The sequence below is a fragment of the Hufsiella ginkgonis genome (genome assembly GCF_009834915.1).
GTDB lineage: Bacteria > Bacteroidota > Bacteroidia > Sphingobacteriales > Sphingobacteriaceae > Hufsiella > Hufsiella ginkgonis.
This window is the reverse complement of the sequence record NZ_WVHS01000004.1, coordinates 354,159-372,414: the sequence shown is the minus strand read 5'-3', so window position 1 is coordinate 372,414 and position 18,256 is coordinate 354,159. Positions and strand designations below refer to the sequence as shown.

The 18,256-nt window shown below is 49.8% G+C and carries 18 protein-coding genes and 1 tRNA gene; 8 read left to right on the top strand and 11 right to left on the bottom strand.

Translation table 11 applies throughout. From position 1 onward, the window contains the following. Window positions 1-114 precede the first annotated feature (114 nt). The 3 genes from ilvD to atpD form a co-directional block, all read right to left on the bottom strand. Complete coding sequence (ilvD, locus tag GS398_RS17880; RefSeq protein ID WP_160908178.1) at window positions 115-1,794, bottom strand: dihydroxy-acid dehydratase; 1,680 nt, start codon at window positions 1,792-1,794, stop codon at window positions 115-117. Between the two features lie 323 nt (window positions 1,795-2,117). Further along, window positions 2,118-2,363: an ATP synthase F1 subunit epsilon gene (gene atpC / locus GS398_RS17875; RefSeq protein WP_160908177.1), complete on the bottom strand. Its 246-nt coding sequence runs from the start codon at window positions 2,361-2,363 to the stop codon at window positions 2,118-2,120. A 61-nt stretch (window positions 2,364-2,424) separates the two neighbouring features. Beyond that, on the bottom strand, window positions 2,425-3,927 hold the full coding sequence (gene atpD / locus GS398_RS17870; protein WP_160908176.1) for a F0F1 ATP synthase subunit beta: 1,503 nt from the start codon (window positions 3,925-3,927) through the stop codon (window positions 2,425-2,427). A 306-nt stretch (window positions 3,928-4,233) separates the two neighbouring features. On the opposite strand from atpD, the gene rfbD reads away from it, so the two are divergent. From rfbD to obgE, 5 genes are all read left to right on the top strand, one after another. Continuing rightward, complete coding sequence (gene rfbD, locus GS398_RS17865; RefSeq protein ID WP_160908175.1) at window positions 4,234-5,136, top strand: dTDP-4-dehydrorhamnose reductase; 903 nt, start codon at window positions 4,234-4,236, stop codon at window positions 5,134-5,136. Between the two features lie 190 nt (window positions 5,137-5,326). Beyond that, window positions 5,327-5,785, top strand: a complete 459-nt coding sequence (locus tag GS398_RS17860; RefSeq protein WP_160908174.1) for a redoxin domain-containing protein — start codon at window positions 5,327-5,329, stop codon at window positions 5,783-5,785. A gap of 70 nt (window positions 5,786-5,855) precedes the next feature. After that, window positions 5,856-5,932: transfer RNA gene (locus GS398_RS17855), tRNA-Arg, on the top strand. A 59-nt stretch (window positions 5,933-5,991) separates the two neighbouring features. Then, window positions 5,992-6,561: an adenylate kinase gene (locus GS398_RS17850; RefSeq protein WP_160908173.1), complete on the top strand. Its 570-nt coding sequence runs from the start codon at window positions 5,992-5,994 to the stop codon at window positions 6,559-6,561. Window positions 6,562-6,630: 69 nt separating this feature from the next. Beyond that, window positions 6,631-7,635, top strand: a complete 1,005-nt coding sequence (obgE, locus tag GS398_RS17845) for a GTPase ObgE (protein WP_160908172.1) — start codon at window positions 6,631-6,633, stop codon at window positions 7,633-7,635. Here the strand turns inward: obgE and GS398_RS17840 are convergent. From GS398_RS17840 to GS398_RS17830, 3 genes are read right to left on the bottom strand one after another with little or no spacing between them, the layout of a single operon-like run. After that, window positions 7,632-8,195: an exosortase/archaeosortase family protein gene (locus GS398_RS17840; protein ID WP_160908171.1), complete on the bottom strand. Its 564-nt coding sequence runs from the start codon at window positions 8,193-8,195 to the stop codon at window positions 7,632-7,634. The genes obgE and GS398_RS17840 overlap by 4 nt on opposite strands. 46 nt (window positions 8,196-8,241) lie before the next feature. Further along, a complete protein-coding gene (locus GS398_RS17835; protein ID WP_160908170.1) occupies window positions 8,242-8,739 on the bottom strand; it encodes a nucleoside deaminase in 498 nt (165 codons plus the stop codon). A 10-nt stretch (window positions 8,740-8,749) separates the two neighbouring features. Continuing rightward, window positions 8,750-9,343 carry an OmpH/Skp family outer membrane protein gene (locus GS398_RS17830; protein WP_160908169.1) on the bottom strand — a complete coding sequence of 198 codons (594 nt, stop codon included), beginning with the start codon at window positions 9,341-9,343 and terminating at the stop codon, window positions 8,750-8,752. A gap of 127 nt (window positions 9,344-9,470) precedes the next feature. On the opposite strand from GS398_RS17830, the gene gyrB reads away from it, so the two are divergent. Then, on the top strand, window positions 9,471-11,429 hold the full coding sequence (gene gyrB, locus GS398_RS17825; protein ID WP_160908168.1) for a DNA topoisomerase (ATP-hydrolyzing) subunit B: 1,959 nt from the start codon (window positions 9,471-9,473) through the stop codon (window positions 11,427-11,429). Window positions 11,430-11,487: 58 nt separating this feature from the next. Here gyrB and GS398_RS17820 read toward each other — a convergent pair whose 3' ends face one another. The 5 genes from GS398_RS17820 to mdh all read right to left on the bottom strand — a co-directional run bounded on the left by GS398_RS17820 (window position 11,488) and on the right by mdh (window position 15,627). Continuing rightward, entirely contained in the window at window positions 11,488-12,357 is an 870-nt protein-coding gene (locus GS398_RS17820) for a hypothetical protein (protein ID WP_160908167.1), read from the bottom strand. A 4-nt stretch (window positions 12,358-12,361) separates the two neighbouring features. Then, window positions 12,362-13,249: a hypothetical protein gene (locus GS398_RS17815; RefSeq protein ID WP_160908166.1), complete on the bottom strand. Its 888-nt coding sequence runs from the start codon at window positions 13,247-13,249 to the stop codon at window positions 12,362-12,364. 13 nt (window positions 13,250-13,262) lie between these two features. After that, window positions 13,263-14,129 (bottom strand): hypothetical protein, encoded by an 867-nt coding sequence (locus GS398_RS17810; protein ID WP_160908165.1) that lies wholly within the window; start codon window positions 14,127-14,129, stop codon window positions 13,263-13,265. Between the two features lie 46 nt (window positions 14,130-14,175). Next, the gene (locus tag GS398_RS17805; protein ID WP_160908164.1) at window positions 14,176-14,601 is read right to left on the bottom strand and encodes an aspartyl protease family protein; all 426 of its coding nucleotides are present in this window, start codon (window positions 14,599-14,601) and stop codon (window positions 14,176-14,178) included. Between the two features lie 87 nt (window positions 14,602-14,688). Further along, window positions 14,689-15,627 (bottom strand): malate dehydrogenase, encoded by a 939-nt coding sequence (gene mdh / locus GS398_RS17800; RefSeq protein WP_160908163.1) that lies wholly within the window; start codon window positions 15,625-15,627, stop codon window positions 14,689-14,691. Window positions 15,628-15,876: 249 nt separating this feature from the next. On the opposite strand from mdh, the gene GS398_RS22335 reads away from it, so the two are divergent. Together GS398_RS22335 and GS398_RS17795 are read left to right on the top strand one after the other, a co-directional pair. Continuing rightward, window positions 15,877-17,760, top strand: coding sequence for a hypothetical protein (locus GS398_RS22335; protein WP_202406120.1), 1,884 nt, complete (start codon window positions 15,877-15,879; stop codon window positions 17,758-17,760). Further along, entirely contained in the window at window positions 17,757-18,227 is a 471-nt protein-coding gene (locus GS398_RS17795) for a hypothetical protein (protein WP_160908162.1), read from the top strand. Before GS398_RS22335 ends, GS398_RS17795 begins: the two co-directional genes overlap by 4 nt. Window positions 18,228-18,256 lie beyond the last annotated feature (29 nt).

The window sequence follows — 18,256 nt, the reverse complement described above, 5'->3', positions numbered from 1 at the left end:
TATCCGGGTTCAACGTTTGACGTTAACGTCGGACGTTTGCTTCGTGTTAATTTAAGCTTTCAATAAGCACGGGACAGGAGCGTTAACGTCGAGCGTTTAACGTCCAACCGTCAGTTACTGGTCGGTTACGCAGCCTTCAGCAGCTGTGGTAACCTGTTTCGCGTATTTATATAAGAGTCCTTTTTTTACTTTCAGTTCCGGTTGTACCCAGGCGGCGCGGCGTGCGGCGATAACGTCTTCGGGCACATCGAGGATAATAGTGCGGGTAGTGGCGTCGATCTCGATGCGGTCTTCGTCGTGCACCAGGCCTATGAGGCCGCCGTCGAATGCCTCGGGCGTAATGTGGCCTACCACGAAACCGTGGGTGCCGCCGCTGAAACGTCCGTCGGTGATGAGCGCCACGCTGGCGCCGAGCCCGGCTCCGTATATCGCCGATGTCGGCTTTAGCATTTCCGGCATACCGGGAGCGCCTTTAGGGCCAACCTGGCGGATCACTACCACATCGCCGGCACGTACACGGCCGCTGGTAATGCCGTTGATGAGGTCGAATTCTCCTTCGAACACCCGTGCAGGACCGGCGAAACGTTCTCCTTCCTTGCCGCTGATCTTGGCAACACTTCCGCCTTCGGCGAGATTTCCGTATAGGATCTGGAGATGTCCCGTAGCTTTCACCGGTTTTTCTACCGGCCAGATCACATTTTGTGTATCGAAATCGAGATCCGGAATTTCTTCCAGGTTTTCGCCGATGGTTTTCCCGGTAACGGTGAGGCAATCCAGGTGAAGCCAGCCCTGTTTGGCAAGGTATTTCATCACGGCGGGTACGCCACCGATATTATGGAGATCGGTCATCATGTATTTGCCGCTCGGCTTCATATCGGCGAGAACCGGGATGCGGTTGCTGATCGCCTGGAAATCATCCTGTGTTAGGGGCACATCCACACTTTTCGCCATGGCGATGAGGTGCAATACCGCGTTGGTCGATCCGCCGAGCACCATAATGGTCACGATCGCATTTTCGAACGCTTCGCGGGTCATGATATCTTTTGGTTTGATGTCGCGCTCAAGTAACAAGCGGATCGCTTTGCCGGCGGCGAGACATTCAGCCTTCTTTTCTTCACTTAAAGCCGGGTTTGAAGAAGAAAAAGGCAGGCTCATGCCCAATGCTTCGATCGCGGCGGCCATGGTATTGGCCGTGTAAACGCCTCCGCAGGCGCCTGCGGAAGGACAGGCATTCTTAATTACGCCTAAAAAATCTTCAGGACTGATGGTGCCGGCCATTTTCTTGCCCAGCGCTTCGAAGGCGGAAACGATATTCAGGTCTTCTCCCTTGTAGTGACCGGGCTCGATGGTTCCGCCGTAGACCATGATCGAAGGGCGGTTCAGGCGCCCCATTGCGATCACCGATCCGGGCATGTTCTTATCGCACCCGGGGAGGGTGATCAGGCCGTCGTAATATTGCCCGCCGCAAACCGCTTCGATGGAATCTGCGATCACATCGCGGCTTACCAGTGAATAGCGCATGCCGTCGGTACCGTTGCCCATCCCGTCGCTCACTCCAATGGTATTAAATATCAGGCCCACGAGGTCTTCTCTCCAGGTACCTTCTTTTACGATTTTTGCCAGGTCGTTAAGGTGCATGTTACAGGTGTTTCCATCGTAACCCATGCTTGCAATTCCCACCTGTGCTTTTTGCATATCTTCGTCCGTAAGACCTATTCCATACAGCATAGCTTGCGCTGCAGGCTGGGTGGGGTCTTGCGTAAAAGTTTTGCTGTAGCGGTTGAGTTCTACCATGTTTATTTTCAGGCTTAAATTGATAAATTCAAGGTAGGCACTTACGCCATTTTTGTCAATAGACTATCATGGAAAATTTCAATTAGAATATAATTCCGAAATATGACTTTTATCGGAATATAGTATCGATAAATTACTTGTAAGCAATACTATTAGCTGATTGATTTGTACCGAAGTTAATATTGGTATACGGTATAAAAAATGATATGGCCGGGAGAGGGGGCTATATTCTGCCTGAAAAGCGGCGGGAGCTGGGAAAAGCAGGTAAAAAAAAGCGTCCCGCTTTTGGTTAAACGGGACGCTTTGGGCAGATAAGACCGGGGTTATTGACCGATACCCTCGGCCAGTACGATGATCTTATTATTGATCACTTCCACCACTCCTCCTTTGATAAAGAGAGACTGCGATTCTTTGCCAGCGCGGATGATCACTTTGCCATCTTCCAGGGTGGAAATGATCGGTGCGTGGTGATTCAGCACTTCGAAAGAGCCGAGGGTTCCGGGCACTGTTACCGAAGTAACCTCTCCTTCGAACACGGTTTTATCTGGGGTTAATATCTCGAGTATCATATATCTTTTATGTTTACCAGGTTGGAGTTAAAGCGTGCGCCTCCGGCCTCCACCCTGGAGACTAGTTTGATTCAGCGATGATCTTTTTGCCTTTTTCGATGGCATCCTCGATGGTACCTACCAGGTTGAACGCCGCTTCAGGATATTCATCCACTTCGCCGTCCATGATCATGTTGAAGCCTTTGATGGTGTCTTTAATGTCTACGAGCACCCCTTTAAGTCCGGTAAACTGTTCTGCCACGTGGAAAGGCTGTGAAAGGAAGCGCTGTACACGACGTGCACGTGAAACTACCAGTTTATCTTCTTCAGAAAGCTCGTCCATACCAAGGATGGCGATAATATCCTGGAGCTCTTTGTAACGCTGCAGGGTTTCTTTCACGCGCTGAGCGGTGTTATAGTGCTCGTCGCCCAAAACCGTTGGGTTAAGGATGCGTGAGGTAGAGTCCAGCGGGTCCACCGCAGGGTAAATGCCAAGCTCTGCGATCTTGCGCGAAAGTACCGTAGTAGCGTCCAAGTGGGCGAAAGTAGTTGCAGGAGCCGGGTCGGTCAAGTCATCCGCAGGTACGTAAACCGCCTGTACGGAGGTGATCGAACCGCGTTTGGTTGAAGTGATGCGTTCCTGCATCAGGCCCATTTCGGTAGCCAGTGTTGGCTGGTAACCTACGGCTGAAGGCATACGCCCCAGGAGCGCTGATACTTCAGATCCCGCCTGGGTGAAACGGAAGATGTTATCTACGAAGAAAAGGATGTCTTTTCCCTGTCCTTCGCCATCACCATCTCGGAAATACTCCGCAACGGTAAGACCTGAAAGGGCCACACGTGCACGTGCACCCGGGGGCTCGTTCATCTGGCCGAACACCAATGTTGCTTTTGATTCTTTTAGTTTTTCTTTATCAACGGATTTGAGGTCCCATCCGCCTTTTTCCATGGAGTGCAGGAATTCATCGCCGTAGTTGATCACACCAGACTCGATGAATTCGCGCAGCAGGTCGTTTCCTTCGCGGGTACGCTCACCTACACCGGCAAATACCGATAAACCGGCATATGCTTTCGCGATGTTGTTTACCAGTTCCATGATCAATACCGTTTTTCCTACCCCAGCACCGCCGAACAGGCCGATCTTACCGCCCTTAGCATAAGGCTCGAGGAGGTCTATCACCTTGATCCCGGTGAAGAGCACTTCCGTTTCGGTAGAAAGCTCGTCGAATTTTGGAGGCGTATTGTGAATAGGATAGCCTGTGCTGTTATCGAGTGTGTCGATCCCGTCGATCGCCTGGCCAACTACGTTAAATAGCCTGCCCTTGATCTGGTCGCCAACCGGCATTTTGATCGAAGCGCCGGTGTCGAGCACCTGCATTCCGCGAACAAGTCCGTCGGTAGAGTCCATCGCAATGGCGCGGACGCGGTCCTCACCAAGGTGCTGCTGCACTTCGAGGATGATCTTTTGTCCGTTGTCCTTGGTGATTTCTAATGCATCATAAATTTTAGGCAGGTGCGCATCATCCGCGAAACTTACGTCAACTACCGGTCCGATGATCTGGGCTATTTTTCCAATGTTTGGCATACTATTGTTTGGTAAATTTTGTAAAAATCAAATCCGCAATCCGTTATTCCGGCATTGATTTTTGGGTCTGCAAAAATAGGTATTAATATGGAAAAAGTAAATAAGGAAGTGAAGATAGTTTTCGTAGGAGCAGTCAGCTGTCAGCAATCAGCCCGGATGTAATCATTATCAGGCCACAGACAACATTAAATAGATCAGCACCCCGGCGTTTTAAAAGCTGACTGCTGACGGCTGACAGCTGACTGCTGATGACTGACGACTGATAACTGACTGCTGATAACTGACTGCTGATAACTATCTTCGCCTATGCTTAAAATCCTCGTCACCGGCAGCAACGGCCTTCTCGGACAAAAGATCACGGAACGTTTCCTGGCGAAGCGTGATTTTGTGCTGGTGGCCACCTCGCGTGGCGGCAATCGTTTCCCGGTAAAGGATGGGTACATTTACCTGCCGATGGATATTACCGACGAGGCCGAGGTGCGGCAGGTGATCGGTTCCATCAAACCTGATGTGGTGATCAATACCGCTGCGATGGCTAACCCGGATGCGTGCGAGTCTGATCGCCTAGGGTGCGACCTGGTGAACATACACGCGGTGCAGTACCTGGCCGATAGCTGTAAGGAACTGGATATTCACCTGGTACACCTTTCCACCGATTTCGTATTTGATGGCGAAAATGGTCCGTACGACGAAAATGCGGCACCGGGTCCATTGAGCTACTACGGTAAAAGCAAGCTGGCCGGGGAGCAGGCGCTGGAGAAATCGGGGTGCAAATGGACGATCATCCGTACGATACTGGTGTATGGGGTGACGGGTAATCTTAGCCGCAGCAATGTGGTGCTTTGGGTAAAGTCTTCGCTGGAAAAACAAATTCCCATCCGGGTGGTGGATGATCAGTGGAGAATGCCTACACTTGCGGAAGACCTGGCGGAAGCCTGTATCCTGGCGGCGATGAAACGTGCGTTCGGACTGTACCATGTATCGGGAAACGAAATGATGAGCGTATTGGAGCTTGCCAGGATGGTGGCGAATTTCTGGAAATTGGACACTTCACTGATCTCGCCGGTGGCCTCCGCATCGCTGGAACAGCCCGCAAAAAGGCCTGCACGTACCGGGTTTGTGCTGGATAAGGCGGTGAAAATTTTGTCGTATCGGCCACGCTCGTTTGTTGACGGACTGGCGATAGTGGATGGGAAGCTGAATTGCTAAAGAAGGTTGCCATCGCGGGGATGACAGCTGCAGCATGCTTACATTATACTGACCTTGTTCCCGACCCGTGAGTTGATGTGGAAAAAGTATGGATTTGCTATGGACTTCGTGTGGAATAATCCCGGGAAGATGGCTATATAGACTACTATTTAATAAATTTTATTAATCACCCGTTTTTAAAATCGATATTATGGAAACCGGACAAAAAGCGCCAGATTTTACCTTATTCAGCAGCGATCTTAAACCTGTATCGTTGGACGATTATACAGGTAGGAAACTCGTAATACATTTTTTCCCCATGGCGTTCACGGGCGTTTGTACCGCACAGTTATGCACCATGCGCGACAGTTTTGGCTACTACGAGGGATTGGGCGCCGATGTGATAGGCATCTCGGTGGATTCGCCATTCACGCTGGCGAAGTTTAAAGCGGAGAATAATTACCAGTTCCCGCTGTTGTCTGATTTTAACAAAGAAGTAAGCCAGGCGTATGGCGCTTTTTATGATGAATTTGTGTTTAACCTGAAGGGAGTGTCGAGACGCGCGGCCTTCGTGGTTGACGAGAACCAGGACATTATTTACGCGGAAGTGCTCGAGTCGGCAAAAGACCTCCCGGATTTCGCAAAGATCCAGGAAGTAGTGAAAGGATAGAGGGGATGTTTTTTAAAAAAAACTTTCCATTTCCCAAAATGAACTCTATCTTTGCAGTCCGTTATAAAACGCACCTGTAGCTTAATTGGATAGAGCACCTGACTACGGATCAGGAGGTTAGGGGTTCGACTCCCTTCAGGTGCACCACTATTTATAAAGCCTTTTTTCGTTTACATCCGGAGAAGGCTTTTTTAATTTTAAACTAAATGCTGAACTTGGTTTTGTTTGGTCCCCCGGGTGCCGGTAAAGGAACTCAATCGGAGAAATTGATTAGCAAGTATAATCTTGTTCATATCTCTACCGGCGATCTTTTCCGCGCCCATGTTAAAGGACAAACGGAGCTTGGCCGCCGGGTAAGCCAGATCCTGGCAGATGGCCAGCTGGTTCCCGATAGCGTTACGATCGCGATGCTGGAGGAGGAGGTGGTTAAAAGCCCGGGCGCCAACGGATTTATATTTGATGGTTTTCCGCGTACGGTACCGCAAGCGCAGGCATTGGATAACTTTCTGATCGACAAAGGAAGCAAAATAACCGTTGTGATCGCGTTGGACGTCGACCAGGCTGAGCTGAACCAGCGTATTGCGGAACGTCACAAGATCAGCGGCCGGGTAGATGATGCGGCCGACAAGCTTCAAAAACGGGTGGATGAATATTTTAGCAAAACTATCCACGTGCTGCCTTACTATGACGAGCAGCGCAAACTGACCCGCATAAACGGCAAAGGTGAAATTGAAGAGATCTTTAAAAATCTTTGCGCCGTTATCGATAAGTATTAAATTTATTTAACCAACAAGGCAGCGGAAGAATACTTTTTCCGCTTTTTTTGTTAATAAGGAAACAATAGTATGCCCGGTTCAAACTTCGTCGATTATGTAAAGATCTGCTGCCGTTCCGGGCACGGGGGGGCAGGATCGGCGCATTTGCACCGTGATAAATTTACCGCGACAGGTGGGCCCGATGGCGGCGACGGTGGTCGTGGCGGGCATATTATCCTGAAAGGTACCACCCAGATATGGACGCTGCTGCATCTTAAATATCGTAAACATGTGATTGCGGAGGACGGTCTCCCGGGAGGAAGCTCCCTGCGAACAGGAAAGACGGGAAAAGACGAAATATTAGAGGTTCCGCTTGGGACCATTGCCAAGGATGCCGAAACAGGAGAGGTACTGTTCGAGATCACCAAAGATGGCGAGGAAAAGGTGCTCACACCTGGCGGAAGAGGCGGGCAAGGTAACTGGCATTTTAAAAGCCCGACCGTGCAAACGCCCCGTTTCGCGCAAAGCGGAGAGCCGGGCAGGGAAGAGTGGATCGTGCTGGAGCTTAAAGTGCTGGCTGATGTGGGCCTTGTAGGTTTTCCCAATGCAGGTAAATCTACCTTGTTGTCCGTAGTTTCTGCGGCAAAGCCGGAGATCGCCGACTATCCTTTTACCACTATCGTTCCCAACCTGGGGATCGTAGCCTACCGGGGCGCCAGGTCGTTCGTTATGGCCGATATCCCGGGAATCATCGAAGGCGCGTCAGGCGGCAAAGGACTCGGGTTGCGGTTTCTTCGCCATATTGAAAGAAATGCGGTGCTGCTGTTCATGGTGCCGGCAGACACCTCCCGTACCATCAGGGAAGAATACGCAATCCTGCTTAACGAGCTTGAAATTCATAATCCCGGGTTAAAATATAAGCCGCGGTTGCTGGCGGTCACCAAGTCTGATATGCTGGATGACGAACTGACACAGGAAATGAGGGCTCATCTGCCGGAAGGCATACCCTGCATTTTTATCTCGTCGGTGGCTCAAAAAGGGATCCAGGAACTGAAGGACAAGCTCTGGGAGCTCATTTACCAGGTTTCTGATTAACCGATTTGGTTCCGCGCCTTTCGCGTCCATCGCCATAAAATGACCAGGAGAACCCCGTAAATCACCGCGTCGAATAGCACGTGATGGCTGACGGGCAAGCTGATCCGGGAGTTTTGCCAATACACCGTGATTAGAGTCAGCCGGATGATGTTAAGTAGTTGCACCAGGATTGTGCCCGCTAGTATCATGAAGACTCTTGCATACCATGATTTTCCCGGCCAGGCCAGCACGAAACTCCACAAAAAGCTCGTAACGCCATATCCCAGGCAGCTGTAAGATACGGCGATGCCTCCAACCCGGGGAATCCAGAGATGCACGTGGTTGAACCCGGGCTTCCACCCCAGCCATTCTATACAACTTGCGGTACACCTGATCAGCGTTTCCCGCCACCAGGCGATATAATTTAAATGGCGGGCGACGAAATCGATGTATTTTCCGCCGGGTGCGCTCAGGCCGATCACCAGGAGGTTGGTTAAATAAAGCGCCAGGAATCCCGTCAGGAAAACTAATAGGAACTTTGTTACCCCGGAAAGGGTAGGTAAGGATATGCCTGCTTTCATAATTATAATTATATTTAATTTAAGGTTAAATATAATAATGAAGCAGCTAATATGCTATCTTAAAGTCTGATTTTTTCCACAGCTCGAATGCCTCAAGAGCTTCGTGCTGGAGAATGCGTGTAGCGGTTAACCGCCTGCCATGCATGGGGAGTGCCAGTTCCTCGTAAATAAACTGGTCGTTAAAGCCAATCGAGGCAGCGTCGCCCTGGTTATTCCCGTAGAAAACCCGGTTGATTTTTGCCCAGTAGATAGCGCCGAGGCACATAGGGCAGGGCTCGCAGCTGGTATAGATCACGCAGCCGGAGAGATCGAAAGTATTGAGTTTTTTTGCCGCCAGGCGGATGGCCGACACTTCGGCATGCGCCGTGGGATCGCAGGTGGTGGTTACCTTATTGGCGCTTTTGGCCACCAGCCTGCCATCTTTTACGATCACGGCGCCGAAAGGGCCTCCTAAGGCTTTTTTCACATTTTGTGAGGACAGACGAATGGCCATCCGCATAAATTTTTCGTGAAGTGCAGCTTCAGCTTCGGGCGTCGTGGTCATTAAAAGGGCGTTATTTTTTGTCCTTTTTGTACTGCCCGTTCAGGCCGGCGAGTACGTCTTTAGTGATATCAAGGCGTTCGTCGGCATACAGCACGGTTGGATTGCCTTTGGTATAGGTTAAAATGAACTTGTATCCTTTTTCTTTGGCGTAGGTTTTTACGTAAGTGGATACTTTTTCGTAAAGTTTCTCATTTTCTACCGCCGATTCGTTCGCGATGGCTGAGCCGGCATTCTGGTTAAGGCTCTGAAGTTCCTGTTGTTTACGTGCCAGGCGCTGTTCGGTGGATGCACGCTGGTCGGCGCTCATCGACGGTTGTTCCTGCTGGTACCTGGCCACTTCCTGCTGGAAAGCGTTGCCTTTAGCCGTAAGATCAGCTTGCGCGCGTTTCTGTTTTTCTTCTATCTGGGCCTTAATGTCGGCGAAGTATGCGTAGTTCGACTGTAGGGTATCGAGGTTAATGTAGGCAATTTCGGCTCCGTCTTTTTTATCGGATGCAGCGCCCGCAGGGCTCGCGGTTTTCGGCTGGTTTTGCGTGCATGAAGACACGGCAACCACCACCAGGAGACCGGTAAATAAAGAAAAGCCGGATGATAATATTCTCATTTTTATTCAAATTTCAGGCAAAGATAATGTTTCATTACAAGTATCCTATTTTGCCTCTCTTTTTATCCACAAAACGCGGTTTTCATGCAAAAAAACCGTATTTTTGATCTTTGTTTATCAACATACTATGAGCGAAGAACAGGAAGATAGATCAAATTATTCAGCAGATAATATACAGGTACTGGAGGGACTGGAAGCAGTTAGAAAACGCCCTTCGATGTACATCGGTGATACCGGTTTCAAGGGCCTGCATCACCTGGTTTACGAGGTGGTGGATAACTCGATCGACGAGGCGCTGGCCGGCTATTGTACCGACATTTTAGTGACCATCCACACAGATAATTCCATCACCGTGGAGGATAACGGCCGCGGGATACCTACCGGGATCAATACCAAGGAGCAGAAGTCGGCACTCGAGATCGTAATGACGGTGCTTCATGCCGGCGGAAAGTTCGACAAAGACACCTACAAAGTATCCGGCGGCTTGCACGGGGTAGGGGTGTCCTGCGTGAATGCGCTGTCGACCCACGTTAAGACGGTGGTTCACCGCGAAGGCAAGATCTTTACCCAGGAATATGAGCGCGGGAAGCCTTTGTTTCCCGTAAAGGAGATCGGCGTTTCTGAGCGTACAGGTACCATCCAGACTTTTAAGCCCGACCCGGAGATATTTACCTTAACTACCGAATATAAGTTCGATACGCTGTCTGCGCGTTTGCGCGAGCTGGCGTACCTGAACAAAGGGATCCGGTTGACGTTAACCGACGAGCGCGAAGAACAGGAAGACGGCAGCTTACGTAAGGAGGAGTATTTTTCTGAGGGTGGACTAAGTGAATTTGTCAAATACCTCGACGGAATGCGCACGCCGCTGATCCCCGACCCGATCTACGTAGAGGGGATTAAGCAGGGTATCCCGGTGGAGCTTGCCTTGCAGTACAACGAAACGTATTCGGAGAATGTGCATTCGTATGTGAACAACATCAATACGCATGAAGGCGGTACCCACGTAGCAGGATTCCGGCGCGGCTTAACCAGGACCTTAAAAGCCTATGCCGAGAAATCGGGGCTGCTGAAGAACCTGAAGATCGAGATTACTGGCGATGACTTCCGCGAAGGGCTTACCGCCGTGATCTCTGTAAAAGTACAGGAGCCGCAATTTGAAGGACAAACCAAAACCAAGCTGGGCAATAACGAAGTGATGGGTGCGGTAGATATCGCGGTGGGAGAAATCCTGGGCAACTACCTGGAGGAAAATCCAAGGGAGGCGAAACTGATCGTCAACAAAGTGATCCTTGCCGCTACCGCACGTGCGGCAGCCCGCAAAGCGAGAGAAATGGTGCAGCGCAAGAGCGTGATGGGCGGTTCCGGGTTACCGGGAAAGCTTGCCGATTGCGCGAACAGCGATCCGGTGCTGTGCGAGCTATACCTGGTGGAAGGGGACTCGGCGGGCGGTACCGCAAAACAGGGGCGCGACCGTCACACACAGGCGATCCTGCCTTTAAGGGGTAAGATCCTGAACGTGGAGAAGGCCATGGAACACAAGATCTATGAAAACGAAGAGATCAAGAACATGTTTACCGCATTGGGCGTGAGCATCGGCACCCCCGATGACGCCAAGGCGCTGAACCTGGATAAACTTCGTTATCACAAGATCGTGATCATGACGGATGCGGATGTAGACGGATCTCACATCACTACGCTGATCCTTACTTTCTTCTTCCGCTATATGAAAGAACTGGTTGAATTTGGCTACGTGTACATTGCAGCCCCACCACTTTACCTCGTAAAAAAAGGCAAAGAACAGGAATATGCATGGAACGATGAAACCCGGGATGCCGCTGTACAGCGCATTAAAGGCAGTGGAAAGGAAGACAGCGTACATATTCAGCGCTACAAAGGCTTGGGCGAAATGAACGCAGAACAGTTATGGGATACTACGATGAACCCGGCTACCCGCACCCTTCGAAAGGTGACGATTGAAAATGCTGCAGAGTGCGATCATATTTTCTCCATGCTGATGGGCGATGAAGTAGCCCCTCGCCGCGAATTTATCGAGAAGAACTCGAGATACGCCCGGATAGACGTATAATACCGATTATCTTCGGGCCGGTTTTAATAAGGCTGTGTACAAATGTACACGGCCTTATTTATTTACCCGTGTATTTGAGGTAGATCACGGCGCTGATCTGTTTGGTTGCCACGATCGAGACTTTTTGGGTGGTTACGCCATCGTCGATGGTTAGTGTGGAGGTGTTCGGTGGTACCCTTCCAAGATTTTCGGCTACCAGCACGAGCTCCTGCATGTCGGAGTTTACGTCGAATTTTAATGTTTTCAGGTAGGGAATGGTAAAGATCGCCAGTTTCTTAATGAAAGGCCGCCGGTTCTGGTATACGGAAACCGTATCATTGTCTTCTTTCTGGTAATCGTTGAGCATCAGGTGAACGGTGCGGCTGCTTACATTAATAACCACCGGTTCGGAGAGATTGGTGTTGAGAAAGCGGATAGGGCCGGTATCTGCCAGGATGGTGCGCATGGTAGCCGGTGGGACAAGGCCTTCGTTTTCTGTGTTGTAGCGGCTTAAGTAGGCTCCGCCGGCGGTACAGGGGCTGCGGTCTTCCATTTTGCCTGTCCAGTGTCCCTGCAGGATATCTTTGCCTTTACCGAGGGTGATTTTAAGATCCATATTTTTGATGCAGAGGAACTTGGTAGCGACAGGCGTTTTCGAGGAATTGATCTTTAGCTCGACCACATCCAGGCGGTCGTCTTTGATCATGCCAATAAAGTCGAGGATCCCTTCGAACTGGAACCGGCGTTCGAGTACGTATGCGCGCCCGCTTACTATGCTGCCCATCTGTTGTTTTACATGGAGCACATAATTGGTATTTAGCACAGGAACACCGGTAGTGTCTGAAACAAGTCCACCGATCCATAGTCCTTTCAGGTTTTGAGCGATCGCCGTGCCTGCCGAAGCCAGGAAAACCAGGATAAGAATTATTAGCGTAAGGTGTTTCATCATGGCGCTATGACTTAGAGTTAATATCTTTAGAAACAGGTCCGAACCTGAGGTAAATAGCTGCGCTGGTTTGTTTGGTCGACTCAATGTTCACCGCCTGTTTTCGTTTTCCGTCATCAATGACCAGGATACAGGTATTTGGCGGAATTGTTCCGAGGTTTTCTGCGTACATAATGATCTCGTTCAGCCCTGAAAGCTTATCCAGCCGAACGTTTTGCGAGTATCCTTTTTTGGTGATCTTCCTGCTCACAATTACGGGTTCGCGGTTCACGTATACTGAAATAGTATCGTTATCCTCCTTGAGATAGTCCCTGATGGTTAATTTAAGTTGCGTGCTGCTTACGTCGATGATCACCGGCCGGGAAAGTGTAGTTTGAAGAAAGGAAATGCCTGTTGATCTATCTTCGTTTATTTTTGCCAGTACCGGGGGCGGAATGTCGGGCGCTTTGGCGCCGGTCCTTGCCTTTTTAAGGAAGACCTTGCCTTCGGGGCAACTCCCGCTGGTATTGTCCCAGCTGCCGGCCAGGTATTGCATGGTGTCGTTCGCCGAGTACGTCATGTCGCAGAATTTAGTGCATAAGCCATGAAGTTCATCGGGCATTTCTTTCGACAGGATCCTCAATTCGGTGATCTTGCAGGTATTTTGCTGAACGGTTCCGATGAAGTCGAAAATGCCGTAAAAGTTATACAGGTAGTTGTTGTAAAGATATGCCTTCCCGGTGATCACGTCGCCCTCGTGCGTTTTAATGTTCACCGTATATTGTGTATTGTTCAGCAGGCCGCGGCCTGTGATCAGGCCGTGCCAGCTCCCGGTATAGGACGATTGTGCAAAACTACAGCTGCCAATCAGCAGGAAAAGAAAGAGCAGGTTGCTTCTGCAAAGATCGCTTTCCATTGGTCAGATGGTGTTAAGGCTTATACCTGAGGTATACGGCGGCCGTTTTTTGCTTATCCGATTCGATCATGATCCGGTATGACCGGGTACCGTCTATCAGGTACATTTCAGAAGTATTAGGCGGGATCCGGCCAAGGTTTACGGCATACAGCAGCAACTCATTTAGCGGCACTGTTGGGTTCATCTTAAACTTTATGCTTACGGCTTTTTTGGAGATCCAGATATTGGGCGCCAGGATCTTCCGGTTAAGGTACACCGTGATAGTATCATTGTCTACTTCCAGGTAATCGCGGAGACGCAGTTCGAGATCGAGGTGTTTAACTTCTATCTCGGTCACTTTGCTGATATTGGTATTGGCAAATGTTTTCGTAAATGAGGGCACGGGTTCGAACCCTGAAGCAGGGATCGGGGAGTGAATGCTGTCTACGAAGTACTTGATGTCTTCCTTACTGCGCGATAAGATCACGGATCCCGGGAGGCAGTCGCGGGTACGGTCTCCTTTCATTTTACCATCCCAGGTACCCTGGAGAAATTCGCGTGCGCCGACTTTCCGGTAGGCGACGGTAAAGTTCTTTACACACAGTACCCAGTCTTCCGGAAGGATCTCCTGCATGATCTTTGCCGAGTCTTCCCGCAGGTAAATGCTGTCTCCCCGTACCTTCCCGGTAAACTGCAGTTTTTCGTAGAGATTGGGGTGTTTATAGGAGTACGAAACGCCCGTGATGCCGGGGTCCTGTTTGATGTCGAATTCGAGGTCGAAGAACGTGCTGTACCCCCCGGGGATCTGTGTGACCATCCCGTACCATTTTCCTTTAATATCCTGAGCCGAAGCAGAAGAGAATAGACACGCGAAAACCACCAGGCGTAAAAGTGTTTTCATAAGATCGAAATTTTACTCAAAATAGTGATTCAGAACCAATAAACAATCAATCGCGGGAAAATTTCAGTTGCGATTTGCCATAGTCGATCACCGCGCGGTAGGTCATGAGGATATCTCCGCCAATTACCCCGATCACCGGGCCGATGCGGAGATTTGCGTAGGCCTGGTTAATGGAAGAAAGATCCAGCACCGCCGCTTCCAGTTCGTGGATACGAAACTTACCGATCCTGACCTCGGGTACGATAAGCTGGAAGCTTTCCATAGAGGTAGTGCCAAGGCCGGCCGAGAGCTTGTCGGTGGTTACCAGGATATCGTTCCCGCCCAGTAAGCCGGTAATGAGGGTTTTATCGAACACCGTACGGGAGGCCCCCGTATCGACCACGGCTTTGAAAGATGCCCCGAAAACAACCACGTCTACCAGCAGGTGAAAGCCATCGTTGTTGAGGTTAAGAATTTCCAGGGGAACGCGCATGGTGGGTGGTGATCAGTTGTCAGTAATCAGTTTCTATAAAGCGTTTACCGGAACTGACAACTGATCCCTGACAACTGATTACTACAACTACAAGAAATTTGAATCGGCAAGTACCTGGTTCATAGAACGTACCGCGTCTGCACTTTTGTTAAATGATGCTTGTTCTTCTTCAGTAAGCTTGAAATTAAGGATCTGTTCCCAGCCATTTTTGCCGAGGATCACAGGCACTACCAGGGAAATGTCTGACTGCCCGTATTCGCCGTCGAGCGCCACACCGCAGGAAATAAGCTTTTTCTCGTCGCGCACGATGCTTTCAACCATTGCGGCGGTTCCGGCACCCGGTGCGTACCAGGCAGAGGTACCGATGAGCTTGGTTAACGTTGCGCCACCCACCATGGTTGCGGCAACGATCTTATCCTGCTGCTCTTTGCTCAGTAGCTGGGTAACCGGGATGCTGTTCCAGGTAGCGTGGTTAATGAGCGGGATCATGGTGGTATCGCCATGTCCGCCGATCACTACCGCGTTGAGGTCGGCAGGTGAACAACCTAGCTCCTGGCTCAGGTAATATTTGAAACGTGCCGAATCCAGTGCGCCTCCCATGCCAAGGATCCTGTTCTTTGGCAGGCCGGAAGTTTTCAGCGTGAGGTAGTTCATGGTGTCCATGGGGTTCGATACCACGATGATAATGGTATTGGGAGAATACTTCAGGAGGTTTTCGGTCACCTGTTTTACAATGCCGGCGTTGGTGCCGATCAGCTCTTCGCGGGTCATACCCGGTTTACGCGGCAAACCGGAGGTAATGATCACCACTTCAGAATCAGCGGTGGCTGCGTAATCATTGGTAACCCCTTTAATCTTGGTGTCGAAACCCAGCAGGGCCGAGGTCTGCATCATGTCAATGGCCTTGCCTTCTGCAAAACCTTCCCTGATGTCGAGCATGATCAATTCTTCTGCAAGCTCTTTGCGGGCGATGTTGTCCACACAGGTAGCGCCTACTGCGCCTGCGCCAACTACGGTTATCTTCATGGTATTTAAGTTTTAATTGCGTTGGCCGAAATTAAGAAAAATTGGTAACGAACAAGGCGTGATATGTAATATGTATATGCATAGTTAGCCGGTGGCCGCGAGGCGTGTAAGGCCTGTTATAATGACATTCAAATAAAAATTGATCTTTTTTGATTTTTGTTTGCGGAAGTTTATCTTTAAGGAAGTTTGTCTTGCGTATTCTAAATCGCTCTCACTGTTACAGACTAATAAATCTATTATCTATTATTTATGAAACAACGCCTATTTCTGCGGTGGAGCGCCTTTTCGCTTTTTTTAATGATGTTGTTGGTAGTAAGCGCCTGTAAAAAGGAGCTCAGGTTGCGACCGGAACTGACGGTGCAATCGGTCGATTTTGTGCCACCGGGCATTAAATCCTGGTATCAAAGCAATTACCCGGCCGATTCACTGGTCACTAACCGGTTGAACGTTTATGATCCATCCGGGCAGGTAAGCGCGAAACAATACAAAAAGAAGGCCTATAAGCTTAGGTGGGACGGTGGTAAAACGTATTTCCAAGGCGATAGTACGGTTGTGGAAATTCCATTGGACGAGCCACAGCCTCAAAGATTTGACGCAAAGCAAAAAGGGGCTCCTGCAAGCATTTATCAAAACGGTTTTACCAAGCTTCTAATTATTAAAAAAGGTAACAGGACCCGTAGTGTGTTGATGACCGTCATCGCGGACGACGGTATCAAGACCAAAAATTCGTTTAGCGATGTGAGCCTGTTAAGGAAAAAAGACAATTTCAACGGTATGGTCCTTTATCACACGATGGAGGGAACGTTTTTAAACGGGTTTAAATATGTAAAGGGAAAGCCCGTAGGGCGGATCCGGGTTACGAGCGACGGAAAGACCAGGTTTAAGATTAGTGGCGTTGAGAACCGCGTGAGCCTGGCAGAACCATGCGAAACGATCTATGTAATATTCTGGCATGAAGACTGTGGCGGAGGCGGCGGTAACCAGATAGCGAATGTGAAAAGCGACTGCCCGATTGTAATTGACGAGATCTGGCAATTTGATATTTATGATTGCGGTGGTGGTGGCGGCGGCGGCGGCGGAGACAGCGGTGGCGGTGGCGGAGACGGCGGTTATGGAGGCGGCGGTTACGGGGGCGGATCGGGTGGTGATGGCGGTGGTGGCGGCGGCGGATATGGCGGTGGTAACGATGGGCCCTCGGACCCTTGTTATGGTGCCCAGGGTGTTTCTGCCGACAGGTTTTCTCAGGCGCCACCTTGTGAGAACGGGGATGGTGACAATGGCGCCGCCTACGAGCAACGGCTTAACGACCTGATGGACGAACTGGACGCTAACCCCGATTACCTGATCAAATGTGCGGTGCTGGCGGCTTTCCAGGACCTGGCATCGCTTAAGCCTCCCCAGTCGGTCCTGGACCGGATCGGAAGCCTGAATAGTAATTCAAATGATTTTACCCTGTTTTCTGATCCCTATTTTACGCATAAGATCCAGAATGCCGCCGGTTATCGCATCAATATGGATAGATTTGAGATCAATATACCACAACTACCGCAAATTAACGGCAATAATGCGAGTGCTGCACAGTTCCTTGATTATATCCGGCATAATCTAAATAGCTTTATCGACCCGTCCATCGCGCAGTTCTATCCATATAACGACCCTGGTGACCAGGTAAATGACAGTCAGCGGTGGAATTCGAACAACCCGCTTGGCAGTATCCTGCACTTGGATATGGCTGATGACGGATCCGTAATTACGGTGGAAAGCGATGCGAGTCACTGGACAGTAGCTACCATTAAAACGCCGGTAGACGGTGCACACCCGGTAAGCGGTAACCGCAGCTGGGGTTTTACCGCCAATCCGAATGGCGGGTATACGTTCTATGTTACAGGTGTCGATCGTCTTACCACCGGCCGGCATGAATTTGCGCAGTATCTTGGGGGCATCCCGTTTGCAGGAGCAGACGCGCTCTGGACAAGTTACCAGAATAAGGTGGCCCAATTCGTGAATAGCCACGGAGGAACCGCAACGGTTGGCAATGCAGTAAAAGAACGACCGAATTATAACCTGGTAAAGAACTATCTTGACGGCAAAATGACGTTACAGCAACTAAAAGCTGCAGGAGGCTGTATATGAAAAATATAACTATGGGAACACCTGCCAATAGACACTGGTATAACTTAGCTTTTACTTTTCCAGGCATTACCTTAATGGTATGCTTGGCTTCCGGCATTTTTAATTACCTGCTGGATTGCATTTTTAATTTCACCTATGCCATTACCCAGCCATTATACATCCTGATTTATACCATGGATTTTCTCGTATTCAGGATCTGGATTTTTCTTCCTTTTATTGCAGGGTATTTTTTTCTTTTCAGGAAAAAGCCGGCTTTATCTTTACTTGCGCTTAAACTGCTTTACAGCCTGGCCGTTTGCATGCTTATGAGGAACTATTTTTTTAAAGACGACTGGAGCCTTTACAATGGCGAGTACAGCAAGCTGAAGTCCGTATTGACCTATGTTTTCTTTGGGATTAGCTTCGTGCTCGCTTACGAGTTTTTTAGTAAGGCCAATCAGCCTGCTTATGGCGATCGTACCGAATAGCCTGGGCCAAACGGGAGCGTGGTGTTAAT

Coding starts and splice junctions, on each gene's coding strand:
- ilvD (WP_160908178.1), bottom strand. CDS start 1,794: ATGGTAGAACTCAACCGCTACAGCAAAACTTTTACGCAAGACCCCACC.
- atpC (WP_160908177.1), bottom strand. CDS start 2,363: ATGATACTCGAGATATTAACCCCAGATAAAACCGTGTTCGAAGGAGAG.
- atpD (WP_160908176.1), bottom strand. CDS start 3,927: ATGCCAAACATTGGAAAAATAGCCCAGATCATCGGACCGGTAGTTGAC.
- rfbD (WP_160908175.1), top strand. CDS start 4,234: ATGCTTAAAATCCTCGTCACCGGCAGCAACGGCCTTCTCGGACAAAAG.
- GS398_RS17860 (WP_160908174.1), top strand. CDS start 5,327: ATGGAAACCGGACAAAAAGCGCCAGATTTTACCTTATTCAGCAGCGAT.
- GS398_RS17850 (WP_160908173.1), top strand. CDS start 5,992: ATGCTGAACTTGGTTTTGTTTGGTCCCCCGGGTGCCGGTAAAGGAACT.
- obgE (WP_160908172.1), top strand. CDS start 6,631: ATGCCCGGTTCAAACTTCGTCGATTATGTAAAGATCTGCTGCCGTTCC.
- GS398_RS17840 (WP_160908171.1), bottom strand. CDS start 8,195: ATGAAAGCAGGCATATCCTTACCTACCCTTTCCGGGGTAACAAAGTTC.
- GS398_RS17835 (WP_160908170.1), bottom strand. CDS start 8,739: ATGACCACGACGCCCGAAGCTGAAGCTGCACTTCACGAAAAATTTATG.
- GS398_RS17830 (WP_160908169.1), bottom strand. CDS start 9,343: ATGAGAATATTATCATCCGGCTTTTCTTTATTTACCGGTCTCCTGGTG.
- gyrB (WP_160908168.1), top strand. CDS start 9,471: ATGAGCGAAGAACAGGAAGATAGATCAAATTATTCAGCAGATAATATA.
- GS398_RS17820 (WP_160908167.1), bottom strand. CDS start 12,357: ATGATGAAACACCTTACGCTAATAATTCTTATCCTGGTTTTCCTGGCT.
- GS398_RS17815 (WP_160908166.1), bottom strand. CDS start 13,249: ATGGAAAGCGATCTTTGCAGAAGCAACCTGCTCTTTCTTTTCCTGCTG.
- GS398_RS17810 (WP_160908165.1), bottom strand. CDS start 14,129: ATGAAAACACTTTTACGCCTGGTGGTTTTCGCGTGTCTATTCTCTTCT.
- GS398_RS17805 (WP_160908164.1), bottom strand. CDS start 14,601: ATGCGCGTTCCCCTGGAAATTCTTAACCTCAACAACGATGGCTTTCAC.
- mdh (WP_160908163.1), bottom strand. CDS start 15,627: ATGAAGATAACCGTAGTTGGCGCAGGCGCAGTAGGCGCTACCTGTGTG.
- GS398_RS22335 (WP_202406120.1), top strand. CDS start 15,877: ATGAAACAACGCCTATTTCTGCGGTGGAGCGCCTTTTCGCTTTTTTTA.
- GS398_RS17795 (WP_160908162.1), top strand. CDS start 17,757: ATGAAAAATATAACTATGGGAACACCTGCCAATAGACACTGGTATAAC.